Here is a 13747-nt window from a genome sequence, read left to right as displayed (position 1 = left end):
GAGCGCGAATCGCACGCCGAGGATGCTCCGCCGAGTGCCGGCGTTGCAAGTGCCCTTAGGCTGCCAGTGCAACGATGCGACCGTCGGTTCAAGCCGCCGCCTCGAAGGTCCGGGAAACGACGAGAAGATCGCGGCTTTCCGTTTCCCTTTTGTACTCGTTCCCCCTTCACTTTCGACCTGACTCTGTCCATATTCCCGCCATGGCCAGATCAACGAAGAATTCCCCGAAGAAATCGTCGGCACCCGGCGGTTTCGAAGAAGCCCCGCAGGCGCCGCTTTCCGGTACGCCGCTCTCCGGCAATGTCTCCGACTGGGTGAAGCAGCTCGAATCGGAAGCGGAAGCGAGCACCTTCGAGAGCCGGCGCGAGGTTGCCTCCAAGGCCGGCAGGCATCGCAAGAAGGTGGAGATCTCCGCGTCGAAATCGGCCCGCGGCACATCGATGGGCGGAACGACCGATCCGAAGACGCGAGCGGCCGCGGGGCTCAATCCGGTGGCAGGCCTCGATGTCGCCTTGGAGGATGCCGACAAGCTCACCTCGGGCTCCGGCGTCACCGCCACCGTCGAGGCGCTTGCGAAGCTCATCGAGAGCGGCAATCCGCTGTTCAAGGACGGCAAGCTCTGGACGCCGCACCGCCCGGCCCGGCCTGAAAAGTCCGAAGGCGGCATCGCGATCCGCATGCAATCGGACTACGAGCCGGCCGGAGACCAGCCGACGGCGATCGCGGACCTGGTCGACGGCCTCACCTCGGGCGAGCGCAATCAAGTGCTGCTCGGCGTCACCGGCTCGGGAAAGACCTTCACCATGGCCAAGGTGATCGAGGCGACACAGCGCCCGGCCGTCATTCTGGCCCCGAACAAGACGCTCGCGGCGCAGCTCTACTCCGAGTTCAAGAACTTCTTCCCGGACAACGCGGTCGAATATTTCGTCTCCTATTACGATTACTACCAGCCGGAAGCCTACGTCCCGCGCTCGGACACCTATATCGAGAAGGAATCCTCGATCAACGAGCAGATCGACCGTATGCGCCACTCGGCGACGCGTTCGCTGCTCGAACGCGACGACGTCATCATCGTCGCCTCGGTCTCCTGCATTTACGGTATCGGCTCGGTCGAGACCTATACGGCAATGACCTTCCAGATGAGTGTCGGCGACCGGCTCGATCAGCGGCAACTCCTGGCCGACCTCGTAGCGCAGCAATACAAGCGCCGCGACATGGATTTTCAGCGGGGCTCCTTCCGCGTGCGCGGCGACACGATCGAAATCTTTCCCGCCCACCTGGAAGATGCCGCTTGGCGCATCTCGATGTTCGGAGACGAGATCGACTCGATCACCGAGTTCGATCCGCTCACCGGCCAGAAGACCGGTGACCTCAAGTCGGTGAAGATCTACGCCAATTCGCACTATGTGACGCCGCGGCCGACGCTGAACGCCGCGATCAAGGCGATCAAGGAGGAAATGAGCCAGCGCCTCGCCGAACTGGAACGCGCCGGGCGCCTTCTGGAAGCGCAGCGGCTGGAACAGCGCACCCGTTACGACATCGAGATGCTCGAGGCCACCGGCTCCTGCCAGGGCATCGAGAACTATTCGCGCTATCTCACCGGCCGCAGGCCGGGCGAGCCGCCGCCGACGCTGTTCGAATATATTCCCGACAATGCGCTGATCTTCATCGACGAGAGTCACGTCACCATTCCGCAGATCGGCGGCATGTATCGCGGCGACTTCCGCCGCAAGGCGACGCTCGCCGAATACGGTTTCCGCCTGCCCTCCTGCATGGACAACCGGCCGCTGCGCTTCGAGGAATGGGACGCGATGCGCCCCGACACCATCGCCGTGTCGGCAACCCCCGGCGCCTGGGAGATGGAACAGGCCGGCGGCGTCTTCGCCGAACAGGTGATCCGTCCGACCGGCCTCATCGATCCGCCGGTGGAGGTGCGCTCCGCCAAGACGCAGGTGGACGACGTGCTCGGCGAGATCCGCGAGACCGCAGCCGCGGGCTACCGCACCCTCGTCACCGTGCTCACCAAGCGCATGGCCGAGGACCTGACCGAATATCTGCACGAACAGGGCGTGCGGGTGCGCTACATGCATTCCGACATCGACACGCTGGAGCGCATCGAGATCATCCGCGACCTGCGCCTCGGCGCCTTCGACGTGCTGGTCGGCATCAACCTCCTGCGCGAGGGTCTCGATATTCCCGAATGCGGCTTCGTCGCCATTCTCGACGCCGACAAGGAAGGCTTCCTGCGCTCGGAAACGTCGCTCATCCAGACGATCGGCCGCGCCGCCCGTAACGTCGACGGCAAGGTCATCCTCTATGCCGACACGATCACCGGCTCGATGCAGCGGGCGATGGAGGAGACCAGCCGCCGCCGCGAGAAACAGATGGCCTACAATGCCGAGCACGGCATCACGCCCGAATCGGTCAAGGCGAAGATCTCCGACATCCTCGATTCGGTCTACGAACGCGACCATGTCCGCGCCGATATCTCCGGCGTCGCCGGCAAGGGCTTTGCCGATGGCGGCCACCTCGTCGGCAACAATCTCCAGGCGCACCTCAACGCACTCGAAAAACAGATGCGCGACGCCGCCGCGGACCTCGACTTCGAAAAGGCCGCACGCCTGCGCGACGAGATCAAGCGCCTCAAGGCGGCCGAACTGGCAGTGCTGGACGATCCGATGGCGCGAGAGGAAGCGAAATCGCAGGAGAGCAGCAAGCGAGCCAGCAAGGGGGTGCCCGGCACAACGGACTCCCTCCCCCTTGTGGGGAGTGTTGGGGAGGCGAAAAGCGATGGGGAGGGAAAGACACAGTCCTACTTCCAAAAGCCCTCGCTCGACAATATGGGACCGGGGACCGACACCGAACGTCCCCTCTTCCGCAAACCCGAACTCGATGAAATGGGCCGCGACGTGGCGATCCCTTCTTCCCGCGGCCGAGAAGAAGGTGCCCGAAAGGCAGATGAGGGGCAGTCGCTATTCAGGAAAAACACCCTGGACGAAATGACCGTCGGCCGCACGGAGAAGCCGGTACCGGGACAGGCACCGGAGAAGCCGACCCTCACCCGCGCCAAGCCGGGCGTGGGGTCCTACGAGGATCCGGCGGAGGAAAAGCGGCGCAAGAGCCGGACAAAGGGCAAGACAGGGCGTCCGGGACGGTGAGCCGGTCGTATCAGAATCCGACGATCTGCTGAGCCGCTTACCGATCACGAAGCACTCGCTGCCGCCGCAGTCGCAACCGGCTCCACCCGGTGCTGGGCCTTTCCGGACCGTCGAATTGCTCGAGAGGGTCGCTGCAAGAGGCGGCCGTAAGAACGCGTCCAAGGATACGCTAACTACCCCCTTTTTTTAGTGGTAATCCGAAATGATTAGCCCGACATACCACTCAAACCCATAAATTTTTATGGAACATTTCTCTCCCGGTTCGAATTTAAGTTGACACTAATTTAGGGAGAAAAACATGAAAACCCTGGATGTATTTCTTACGAGCACCGGCCTGGCTCTGATGGTCGGTTTTTCAACTTCGACAACGATTCCCGCGCACGCCCAGAACCTTACGGGCCCCATGCTCGTGGCTGAGCAGTGCAGCCCTCTGACGGACGCCAATTACGAAGCATGCTGCATGGCTCAGAACAGAGCGGATATCCTCACGGCCGGGCAAATAGAGCAATGCCCGCCCCTCTCCACGGCGGCCATCGGAAATTCGTTTTCCACGACCTCCACCGACAGCGGTCCTCGCAACCTGAACGGCGATGACGGCGGCGGTGGTAATCCCGGCGGCGGTGGCGGCGGCGGCGGTGGCGGCGGTGGCGGCGGTGGCGGCGGCGGCGGCGGCGGCGATCCCGGCGGTGGCGGTGGCCAAGACACCGGCAAGGGTAACCAAGACCATGGCAAGGGCAACCAGGACAACGGCAAGGGCAGCCAGGACAATGGCAAGGGCAGCCAGGATAACGGCAAAGGCAGCCAGGACAACGGCAAGGGCAGCCAGGACAACGGCAACCAGGACAACGGCAAAGGCAGCCAAGATGGCGGCCTCAAAGGTAATCAGGATTAACCAGGTCACGATCACCGCGATGGCGGGAAGTCGGGCCACTGAAGGATTGGTTGCAAGAGCGCTCGACCGCAAATGACCAGGACGTCGTGCCGGCTTTTCATAGCCGGCACGACGTCCGCGCCCTGACCACGCGCACTACATGCGTGCAGATCCGGGTGCGTTGCCGGCGAGCATCCAGCTCTGAAGGTAACCACGGCCGGACGGGAACCTATTTCACAGTGGAAGTGCTCCAACGAGCGGTACCCTGGCATGGACAGGCGGCACCTGCTCTACTCCGCCGCGCGCGCCTTCGCCTCCACCGCTTCCAATTCGTAGGAATATCCCTCGAGCATGGTGTAGGCCTGCTCGATCGCCTCGATCTGGGCTTCGGCATTCCTGATCGCCTCGGCGATCGACTGGCTGCGGGCGCGCAGCATGGAGCCGAGCACGTCTGTCTCGGGCCGCCGGCCGAGGCGGTCGAGATGCTTGCGCACGCGGGAGCGGTGGCGTTCCAGTTCCAAAATGTGGAAGCGGTTCTTGACGATGTCGTCGGAGAGCTTGCGCCGCATCGCCGCGACCGGATCGAAACTGCCGGGCTCGCGCTCGTCGAGAATGAAATCGTTGACGAGCGTCTCCAGCATCATCAGGCCCTTCAGGTCTTTCGGGTCGGCGAGTTGCGGATCGTAGCCGGTGTCATCGTAGACTTTGCGGCGCACTGGGTCCTTCAGGAGGTCGTAGGCCGCCTGCAGCTTGCCGAACTTCTCGGCATCACCGCCGCGGTCGGGATGCGCGGTCTTCACCGCCCGACGGTAGGCCGTCCGGACCGCCCGTTCGTCGGCGTCGCGCTCAATTCCAAGGAGGGCATAGGGATCGATCACGCCGGCCACCTGCTCATCGTCAACTCGCATATTCGTCTCCGGTATAGACCTACCGGTTCGCCGCGGCAGCAGCAAGCCCGCGAGGCCCGTAGGGAGAGCGCAGGCTCAACCTAAGGCCTGTTGAGATTCGGGATACCTGCCACGGCTTGTTCGATCTCCTCATCCCTGTGCTCGTCACAGGGATCCAGCCAGACCAAGTCCTTGGGCTGAATGAACTCTTCCCGCGCCGCAGACGCGGCGCTGCTGGATCTCTGTGACGAGCACAGAGATGAGGAGGAGGAGAGATTGCAGTCCTCCGATAGGTTTCCTAGGATCAATCTCAACAGACCTTAGAGCGGGATGAGGAAAAGTGTGTGCGATTTTCCGCCCGCATCCCGCTTAAACTATTGGAATCGATCACGTTCATGTTTCTAGGTCGATCCGACCTAAAAACATCGTGATCCAGTGCCGGGACGAAAATGTGGTCAAACGAAGCAATCCACGACATTCGTCCTGCGGCAGATGGCACCGAGAGGTCACGCCGGCGCTTCGGCATAAGGCATCGCCGCAGGTGCGAGGTCGCAAGAACTCCCCCTTGCCTTTTTCGCGGAATACTGCCAATCCTATCTCTGTTCGGGCGTTTTCAATCCCGGAGACTGGACTTTCGCTTTGAGCCTGGCTTGACGCCGGGACTGCCGCAAGCGGCATCGTAGACGTCTTTTCCCCGATATCGTGACCACTCGACGCCTTTCAGCGCATTTCGCTGAAGACGACACGTTCGCTTCCTCCCGGGGGCGCGGACACACTACCTAAAGCAACCGATGCGTGATATTGAAGCGCAGGGTTGCGGCAAAGACAGACTGAAGGAAAAGGACTTCTTCCATGGCCACCAAAGGCATCGTCAAATTCTTCAACCAGGACAAGGGTTTTGGTTTCATCACGCCGGAAGGCGGTTCGAAGGACGTTTTCGTCCACATCACCGCTGTCCAGGCCGCAGGCCTCACCACATTGAACGATGGCCAGGAGGTCAGCTTCGACACGGAGCCGGATCGCATGGGCAAGGGCCCGAAGGCCGTCAACCTCCAGGCTCTCTAAGCCTGGCGTTCGACAAAGCTTGAAGAGCGGCGCTTCGCAAGAGGCGCCGTTTTTCATTGGAGAGCGCCCATCCGGCCTGCCGCCCACCTTCCCCTCGCCGGCGGCGGAGACTCGCGCCGCAGTCGAGCTACTCTGCCGCCTGCCTTGCCGTTACCGCCTCGAACACCGCGTCGAAGGCAGCATGGATCACTTGCGGACCGGCGTCCTTGCGGGTGGCCTCGGTAGAGAGTATCTGACGATAGCGCCGCGCGCCGGGCCAGCCCTGAAAGAGCCCGACCATGTGCCGCGTGACGTGGATCAGCCGGCCGCCATTCTCGATATGCGCGGCGGCATAGTCCGCCATGGCGTCACGAATCCCGGACCAGAAATCCAGCGACAGTTTATGGTCATGATCGGAAAAGCCGTCGCGATCGACCGGCATGGGCTCGGCCCCCGTCAGCGGGTGGACGAAATAGCCGTCGGCGGCCGTCAGCAGGCCGCTGTCGTGATAGGCCGCACGGCCGAGCATCACGCCGTCGAGAGGAGCACCGCACGCCGGCTCTGCCGCAGTCCCGGTGGTTCCTCCCGTCGGCAGCGACAGCGGATCGAGGTGGGATAGCGCCTGATCCAGCCTTTGAAGACCCCCATTGAGACCGATGAAAAGATTCGCATTTTCCGCCTTGAGCCGGTGTACGAGGCCATAATCGAGCGGCGGAATCTCGCGATTCTCTCTCGGGCTCAGCCCTTTGAGCCATGCCTTGCGGGCATGCACCCAGACGGCATCCGTTCCGGCATCCTTGACACGCTGGACGAGGTCGCGAAGTGCTACTTCCGGATCCTGATCGTCGACGCCGATGCGACATTTGACCGTGACGGGAATCTTGACCGCCGCCTTCATCGCCGCGATGCAGTCGGCGACCAACGCCGGCTCCTGCATCAGGCAAGCGCCGAAGGTGCCGGACTGCACCCGGTCTGATGGGCAGCCGACATTCATGTTGATCTCGTCGTAGCCGAAGCCTTCGGCGATCCGCGCCGCCTCCGCCATCTTCGCCGGATCGCTGCCGCCGAGCTGCAGGGCGACCGGATGTTCCGAGGTGTCGTGGCCGAGCAGCTTTTCCCGGTCGCCTCGCAGGATCGCATCCGCGACGATCATTTCCGTATAGAGCAGAGCATGGCTCGAGAGCTGGCGCGCGAAGAACCGATAATGACGATCGGTCCAGTCGATCATAGGCGCCACGGCAAAGACAGGCGCCTTGAAGTACCTGTTTTCTCCCCTCTTCCCGTCAGTTTGCACCGATTCCATCATGTCTCGTCAGCTCTCGTTTGATCCCTTTTAACCCGTTTTGCGTTGCCATTGCTACATGCGGCAGCGGTCCGAGGCTTGTAGCAAATCACGTGCACAATCGTCGAGTGAAAGAGAGATCGTTAATATAACCGATAGAAGAAACAGATCAGAACCAGATTATTGGATGTATTGTTCCTTCGCAATTAATACTGTCGATTGTATCTTGTGGCCAAAATCGGGCAGCTCTCGGCGCCTGCAACTGGATATTCTGTTGCAGATCAGTCAGTTATAATATTCTTGCGTAAGCCAGCACTTTCTGTGCCATCCTGCGCCGCGCTGGAGGCTGAGGTTCGAAACATGTCCTAAACTTTAGGGAAGGAAGCAGGACAATGCGTAGAACAGGAAAAACTATCATCGGCTCATTGCTTGGTCTCGCCTATGTCGTTGCCACGCCATTTGCCTCACTAGCGTCGTTCGATGACGGCCTGCGTCAGAGTACAGCGCTCGCCGGTCCTCATGGTGACGTCCTTGTCGTTGCCGACGCCGGCAGCGCGCCAGGCGGAAGTCAGGAGACTGGCTCAGGTGGCGGCCAGGATACCGGTTCCAGCGGCGGTCAGGATAGCGGCTCCGGCGGCGGCGAAGGCTCCGGCGGCGGCCAGGATACCGGCTCTGGTGGCGGTCAGGATACCGGCTCTGGCGGCGGTCAGGACACCGGCTCCGGTGGTGGCCAGGATAGCGGCTCCGGCGGCGGCGAAGGCTCCGGCGGCGGTCAGGACAGCGGCTCAGGTGGCGGTCAGGATACCGGCTCTGGCGGCGGTCAGGACACCGGCTCCGGTGGTGGCCAGGATAGCGGCTCCGGCGGCGGCGAAGGCTCCGGCGGCGGTCAGGACAGCGGCTCAGGTGGCGGTCAGGATACCGGCTCTGGCGGCGGTCAGGACAGCGGCTCCGGTGGTGGCCAGGATAGCGGCTCCGGCGGCGGCGAAGGCTCCGGCGGCGGTCAGGACACTGGCTCCGGCGGCGGCCAGGATAGCGGCTCCGGCGGTGGCGAAGGCTCCGGCGGCGGTCAGGACAGCGGCTCCGGCGGCGGCCAGGATACCGGCTCAGGCGGTGGAGAAACCCCGGCTTCCACTTCGAGCGACTGACACAGCACCAATAGTCGCTGAATCACGATGATTTCAGGTCGGGTCGACCTGACATCATGAACGTGATCGACTCTAGGAAGTTAGGGCGGGATGCGGACGGAAAACCGCACACTTTTCTCCTCATCCCGCTCTACTGCCACAGGCAGAGGCGGTTGAAGCTCATTGAAACCCCGCCTGACGGAACCACTCCTGAATGCCGGCAAGAACTTCCGCTTTGGCGCCCTCGAGCGTCGGCGCGTAGCGGAAGCCTGTTTCACCGGTACCGTTGCAATGGGAGATACGCCAGGCCCAATCGCTCATGGCCTGCCGTTTCATGACAAAGGCGACTTCATGTATGCCAAGCATCGCGCAGAAAGTCCCATTCTGCAGCGGCAACCAAGTCAAACGGATCTCTGCAACCGTCACCATTCCAGCCCTCCAACAGCAGAAAAGGTATAGAATGGGGGCCAAGTGCTTGAAACCCCGCCATTTAAGGGGATGCAGCGCAATGCGGGTGGCGAAGGAAAGGACAACTCCAGATAAGGGCTTGTTCGGCGATGAGCTAGCGCCCCTTCCGGCGAAGATATCCGGTCGGCCGCAGCGGCGGCGGACAGAAGCAAAATTGTGTTTCAGCAAAATTGCGGACAAACCGGAATCCCTGAGCTACATTGAAGCGCTTGGCTCGGTCTCCGGCCTTTCGCGGCAGGGAACCGGGGCTGACCCGGCAGCGTTCTTGTACATGATCCCGGGAGCGGGAAAGCGGCAGTCGAAGCCGGTGTCCGTCGCTTGTCGCCCGATAGGAACCGAACATACCCACGACGCGGGGCACGATTGCCGCGTCGCTGCAATCCAGGAGGAGAAGCATGCAGGTCTTGTGGAGCAATCCCATCGAGCTTGGAATGACCGGGGGTGACGTGCGCATGGTCAAGGGACCGTCCGATGCGCTCCGGTGCCTCGCGGACCATTGGCCTTATCGCGGCCCCTATTATGTCGCCGCGCGCAGCGCGTGCCGCGCCGCGATCGACGGGCGCCGTACCTGCGAGGAAGCACGCAGACTCTTTCTTTCCGCCGCTGAGGAGGCGCGCCTTAAAGCGCACTAGCTCACGATAACCCGAGCAACCGACCGCGACACGTGATCGATCCTTTGCGTTGGCGGCTGCCGGTGACGATGGCGAATGGCGAATGGCGTGATCCTCCGCCTCCTGCGCGGATCATTGCTCGGCGCCTCCAGTCGGGGCCCATGTATTCGTAATACAATTCTTGTGCGGCGCAATATTCGCCTGCACCCAGTCGGACCGCTTGAAAAACAAAGAAACCGCTAATATAACCGATCCCGAGATTTAATCCGCGAATATGGGAATGCGACCTTCGCAATCGCGCGGTCCAGCCTCGAAATAAGTCGGAAATCTTCGCCAAACCGCCCGATTTCTGTCGTGAAGGCTTCATCTTGCGGGGTTATATTTTAGTCCGTCTCACAAAAACCAATATCGAATGTTTAAGGTCCCATCAAAAGAGGGACATAAGAAAATAATACGGGAGAGCTATGATGAGAGAGCGTAATCTCTATCGTATCGTCGAAGTCAGCATGAAGCGCGAAAGCGGCCGGAAGGAAATCGGCATCATGACCGTACGCCAGGCCCTTGAGCTTCCCCAGGTACCGAGCCTCGAATACAGCCATCCGGAGCTAAACTCGCGGTCCGACGGGCGCTTCCTCACGCGTGACCAACTCGAGGCCTATGCGCGCTGCGCCTGAGCCCGAGAGCGCGGCTCCGGCATCATCCTCATGCTCTGCCTATTGCAGCAGCCCGTCCGGCTGCTAACGTCCTTCTCTCCAGATTCGCTTCGGCGTCGCCCTGACTTACCGGGCGGTGCCGGTGCGTCGATTCTGCGAACGAACCGCTCGGGCCAGACCGAGACCGAATGATGGAGCCGGACGATCATGCAGACAGCCCTGACACCCCCGCCGCTCATCCTGCTGCCGATCTCCGGCAGTTCCGTCGGGTTTCCGGTGCGCCGGGTCTATTGTGTCGGCCGCAACTATGCGGCCCACGCCCGCGAGATGGGTCACGACCCGGACCGGGAGGCACCCTTCTTCTTTCAGAAGAACGCCGACAATCTTCTGCCGCCGGGCGAGAATTTCCCCTATCCGACGCGCTCTTCCGACGTTCACCACGAGGTTGAACTGGTCGTCGCGATGCGCACCGGCGGAGCGGACATTCCCGTCTCGGAAGCGGCAGATCACATCTTCGGTTATGGCGTCGGCATCGACTTCACCCGCCGGGACCTGCAGGCGGAAGCGAAGAAGGCCGGCAAGCCGTGGACGGCCGCCAAGGCGTTCGAGCATTCCGCTCCGGTCTCCGCGATCGTCCCCGTCACCGCGATCGGTCATCCCGCAAGCGGCAACATATGGCTCAAGGTCAATGGCGAACTGCGCCAGCAGGGCGATCTTGATCAAATGATCTGGAAGGTGCCCGAAATCATCGCCGAACTGTCCCGCCTCTTCACTCTCGCACCGGGCGATATCATCATGACCGGGACGCCATCAGGTGTGGGTCCCGTCACGCAAGGCGATGTCGTCGCCTGCGGCATCGACGGGATCGGCGCGATCTCCGTCAATATCGTTTGAGAAACAGGAAGAGCGAAAGTCACCGCCTTCGATTAAAGGACGCAGCCGCCAATGCCGCTTTACGCTCTAGGACCGCTCAGACCGCAGACGCCGACCGAAGGCAGCTATTGGGTGGCGCCGGACGCCAATATCATCGGGCAGGTTGAGCTCGGCGAGGACGTCGGCATCTGGTTCGGCGCGACGCTGCGCGGCGACAACGAGCCGATCCGCATCGGCGCGCGCACGAACATCCAGGAGGCCGTCATCATCCATGTCGATCCCGGTCACCCGGTTTCTATAGGCGAAGGCTGCACCATCGGTCACCGGGCGATCGTTCACGGCTGCACCATCGGCGACAATTCGCTGATCGGCATGGGAGCGACGATATTGAATGGCGCGAAGATCGGCCGCAATTGCCTCGTCGGCGCCAATGCGCTGGTGACCGAGGGGAAGGAATTCCCCGACAATTCACTCATCGTCGGCGCTCCGGCCAAGATGGTGCGGACACTCGACGACGCCGCAGTCGAGGGATTGAAGCGTTCGGCCGAACATTATGTGAAGAATTGGCAGCGTTACGCCGCCCAGTTTACGCTGCTGGATTGATACGCGGCCTTACGCGCAGCTCTTGCAGTGTCCGCGGATCTCGATCGTCGTCTTCTCGGTCTTGAACTCCTGCGCCCGCACGAGCGTGGAAAGCCGATCCTCGATCACCTCGTCATGAAACTCGGTCACCTGGCCGCAGCCTTCGCAGATGGTGAAGGCCGTGACGCCGTGGTCGTGCTCGTGTTCATGCGGGCAGCTGCAGGCCACGAAGGCGTTGAGGCTCTCCAGCCGATGAACCAGCCCGTATTCGAGCAGCTTGTCGAGTGCGCGATAGACCTGCAGCGGTGCGCGAAAGCCATTGTCGCGCAGCTTGTCGAGAATGGTGTAAGCGCTCATCGGACCGTCCGAATGGGCAAGCGCCCCCATCACCAGCGACTGGTTCTTGGTCAGTTGGGGCGTAACCATCAGTGATGTCCTCCATGCGAAGTATGCGGGGCGCTCTCGATCCGGCGGCCGACCGGCAGCAGACTCAGCACGAAAAGGACCAGCGCCGCAACCACGATAGACGGTCCCGACGGCGTATCCCAATGAAGCGAGCCGAAAAGCCCGCCGGCAACGGCGACCGCGCCGATCAGCGAGGCGCAGACAGCCATGACTTCCGGAGACGAGGCGAAGCGACGGGCGGTCGCCGCCGGTATGATCAGCAGCGAGGTGATCAGCAGGATGCCGACGATCTTCATGGCGATCGCAATCACCAGAGCCATCAGCAGCATGAAAAAGAACCGCGCCCTTTCGGGATTGAGGCCTTCCGCTTCGGCCAGCTCCGGATTGACGGTCGATGCGAGCAACGGCCGCCATAGATAGACGAGCGCGAAGATCACCAGAATGCCACCGCCCCAGACGATGTCGATATCGGCGCGGGAAACCGCGAGGATGTCGCCGAAGAGGAAGCCGACGAGGTCGATCCGGACCCAGGTCATGAAGGCGACGATGACGAGGCCGATCGACAGCGCCGAGTGCGAGAGGATGCCGAGCAGCGCGTCGGTCGAGAGCGCGCCGCGCTTCTGCAGGAAGAGAAGCAGCACCGAGACGACCGAGGCGACGATAAACACGCTTACCATGAGGTTGAGGTCCATGAGCAGCGAGAGCGCCACCCCGAGCAGCGCCGAATGCGCCATCGTATCGCCGAAATAGGCCATGCGCCGCCAGATGACGAAGCAACCGAGCGGCCCGGCGACCATGGCGATGCCAATTCCGGCGACGAGCGCGCGAATGAAGAAATCGTCAAGCATCGCGCTTCTCCGTCCCGTCGTAACCCTGGAGCCGCGCGTGATGGCCGCAGCCGCAGTCCGGATCGTGGTCATGAATGTTGTCGGCCTCTTCGTGATGATGATGGCCGTCGCCCGGGAAGCAGCTTTCAGTGATGCTGCCGTCCGCATGCAGCACCCGCCCGTCCGGGAGGTGCGTGTGGTCGTGGTGATGACTGTAGACCGCAAGCGCGCCGGCGGCCCGGCGGCCGAAGAGTTTGAGATATTCCGGACTCTGGCTCACCACCTGCGGCGTTCCGCGACAGCAGACATGGCCGTTGAGGCAGACGACCGTATCGGTTTCCGCCATGACGATATGGAGATCGTGGGAAATGAGCAGGATACCGCAGCCGGTGCGGTTGCGGATCTGCTTGATCAACTCGTAAAGGGCTATCTCCCCGGAAAAATCGACCCCCTGCACCGGCTCGTCCAGGACCAGCAGGTCGGGTTTGCGGGCGATAGCGCGGGCAAGCAGCGCCCGCTGGAACTCGCCACCCGAAAGGTGCTGTACCTCGGCCTTCGCCATGTGCAGCATGCCCGTCGCTGCGAGCGACTCCTCGATTTCCCGACCTTTAAGCGGCCCCGTCAGCGTCATCAGCCGCTCCACCGTCAAAGGCAGCGTCCAGTCGACCGCAAGCTTCTGCGGCACATAGCCGACCTTCAGCCCTGCGAGCCGCTCGACGTGTCCCTCATCCGGCTTGAGAACCCCGATCGCCGTTTTTGCCGTCGTCGACTTTCCCGATCCGTTCGGCCCTATGAGGGTGACGATCTCGCCGCGGCTGATCGAAAAATCGACACCGCGCACGAGCCACCTGCCGTTTCGCCGCACCCCGGCATTGGCGAGGCTGACCAAGGGCATCGTTTCTGGTGATCGGAAGTTCAACATCAAAAAGTTCCGGCTGGTGGTTGCCACTGGCTATCGCACA

At 62.1% G+C, this 13747-nt stretch carries 14 protein-coding genes; 8 read left to right on the top strand and 6 right to left on the bottom strand.

Going from position 1 to position 13747, the window contains the following annotated elements:
* The first annotated feature begins 200 nt into the window (after positions 1 to 200).
* Both uvrB and JOH52_RS14895 read left to right on the top strand, forming a co-directional pair.
* Complete coding sequence (gene uvrB / locus JOH52_RS14900; RefSeq protein ID WP_003535341.1) at positions 201 to 3158, top strand: excinuclease ABC subunit UvrB; 2958 nt, start codon at positions 201 to 203, stop codon at positions 3156 to 3158.
* A 298-nt stretch (positions 3159 to 3456) separates the two neighbouring features.
* Complete coding sequence (locus JOH52_RS14895) at positions 3457 to 4050, top strand: hypothetical protein (RefSeq protein WP_015007670.1); 594 nt, start codon at positions 3457 to 3459, stop codon at positions 4048 to 4050.
* 269 nt (positions 4051 to 4319) lie between these two features.
* On the opposite strand, the gene JOH52_RS14890 is transcribed toward JOH52_RS14895, so the two are convergent.
* Positions 4320 to 4937, bottom strand: a complete 618-nt coding sequence (locus JOH52_RS14890; protein ID WP_010969551.1) for a J domain-containing protein — start codon at positions 4935 to 4937, stop codon at positions 4320 to 4322.
* 831 nt (positions 4938 to 5768) lie between these two features.
* Between JOH52_RS14890 and JOH52_RS14885 the strand changes: the two genes are divergently transcribed.
* Positions 5769 to 5981, top strand: coding sequence for a cold-shock protein (locus tag JOH52_RS14885; protein ID WP_003535347.1), 213 nt, complete (start codon positions 5769 to 5771; stop codon positions 5979 to 5981).
* Positions 5982 to 6108: 127 nt separating this feature from the next.
* On the opposite strand, the gene dusA is transcribed toward JOH52_RS14885, so the two are convergent.
* A complete protein-coding gene (gene dusA / locus JOH52_RS14880) occupies positions 6109 to 7266 on the bottom strand; it encodes a tRNA dihydrouridine(20/20a) synthase DusA (RefSeq protein WP_015241224.1) in 1158 nt (385 codons plus the stop codon).
* A gap of 368 nt (positions 7267 to 7634) precedes the next feature.
* Here dusA and JOH52_RS14875 point away from each other — a divergent pair, with 368 nt between their 5' ends.
* Positions 7635 to 8387, top strand: coding sequence for a membrane protein (locus JOH52_RS14875; RefSeq protein ID WP_010969553.1), 753 nt, complete (start codon positions 7635 to 7637; stop codon positions 8385 to 8387).
* 159 nt (positions 8388 to 8546) lie between these two features.
* Here the strand turns inward: JOH52_RS14875 and JOH52_RS14870 are convergent, their stop codons facing one another.
* Positions 8547 to 8795, bottom strand: a complete 249-nt coding sequence (locus JOH52_RS14870; protein WP_003536840.1) for a hypothetical protein — start codon at positions 8793 to 8795, stop codon at positions 8547 to 8549.
* 434 nt (positions 8796 to 9229) lie between these two features.
* Here JOH52_RS14870 and JOH52_RS14865 point away from each other — a divergent pair, with 434 nt between their 5' ends.
* The 4 genes from JOH52_RS14865 to JOH52_RS14850 all read left to right on the top strand — a co-directional run bounded on the left by JOH52_RS14865 (position 9230) and on the right by JOH52_RS14850 (position 11574).
* Complete coding sequence (locus JOH52_RS14865) at positions 9230 to 9466, top strand: DUF982 domain-containing protein (RefSeq protein WP_003536844.1); 237 nt, start codon at positions 9230 to 9232, stop codon at positions 9464 to 9466.
* 443 nt (positions 9467 to 9909) lie between these two features.
* Complete coding sequence (locus JOH52_RS14860) at positions 9910 to 10119, top strand: hypothetical protein (protein WP_003536846.1); 210 nt, start codon at positions 9910 to 9912, stop codon at positions 10117 to 10119.
* 186 nt (positions 10120 to 10305) lie between these two features.
* The gene (locus JOH52_RS14855) at positions 10306 to 10992 is read left to right on the top strand and encodes a fumarylacetoacetate hydrolase family protein (protein ID WP_003536848.1); all 687 of its coding nucleotides are present in this window, start codon (positions 10306 to 10308) and stop codon (positions 10990 to 10992) included.
* A gap of 51 nt (positions 10993 to 11043) precedes the next feature.
* Positions 11044 to 11574, top strand: a complete 531-nt coding sequence (locus JOH52_RS14850) for a gamma carbonic anhydrase family protein (RefSeq protein ID WP_010969554.1) — start codon at positions 11044 to 11046, stop codon at positions 11572 to 11574.
* Between the two features lie 9 nt (positions 11575 to 11583).
* Here JOH52_RS14850 and JOH52_RS14845 read toward each other — a convergent pair whose 3' ends face one another.
* The 3 genes from JOH52_RS14845 to JOH52_RS14835 are packed head-to-tail and all read right to left on the bottom strand — an operon-like array spanning position 11584 to position 13707.
* Positions 11584 to 11979, bottom strand: a complete 396-nt coding sequence (locus JOH52_RS14845; protein WP_003536852.1) for a Fur family transcriptional regulator — start codon at positions 11977 to 11979, stop codon at positions 11584 to 11586.
* Entirely contained in the window at positions 11979 to 12806 is an 828-nt protein-coding gene (gene znuB / locus JOH52_RS14840) for a zinc ABC transporter permease subunit ZnuB (protein WP_010969555.1), read from the bottom strand. The genes JOH52_RS14845 and znuB overlap by 1 nt, the downstream gene beginning before the upstream one ends.
* Complete coding sequence (locus tag JOH52_RS14835; RefSeq protein WP_013844580.1) at positions 12799 to 13707, bottom strand: metal ABC transporter ATP-binding protein; 909 nt, start codon at positions 13705 to 13707, stop codon at positions 12799 to 12801. The genes znuB and JOH52_RS14835 overlap by 8 nt, the downstream gene beginning before the upstream one ends.
* Positions 13708 to 13747 lie beyond the last annotated feature (40 nt).

The sequence above is a fragment of the Sinorhizobium meliloti genome (assembly GCF_017876815.1).
Classification (GTDB): Bacteria; Pseudomonadota; Alphaproteobacteria; order Rhizobiales; family Rhizobiaceae; genus Sinorhizobium; species Sinorhizobium meliloti.
The sequence above is the reverse complement of the archived record's forward strand: the minus strand, read 5'-3'. Positions and strand labels throughout refer to the sequence as shown.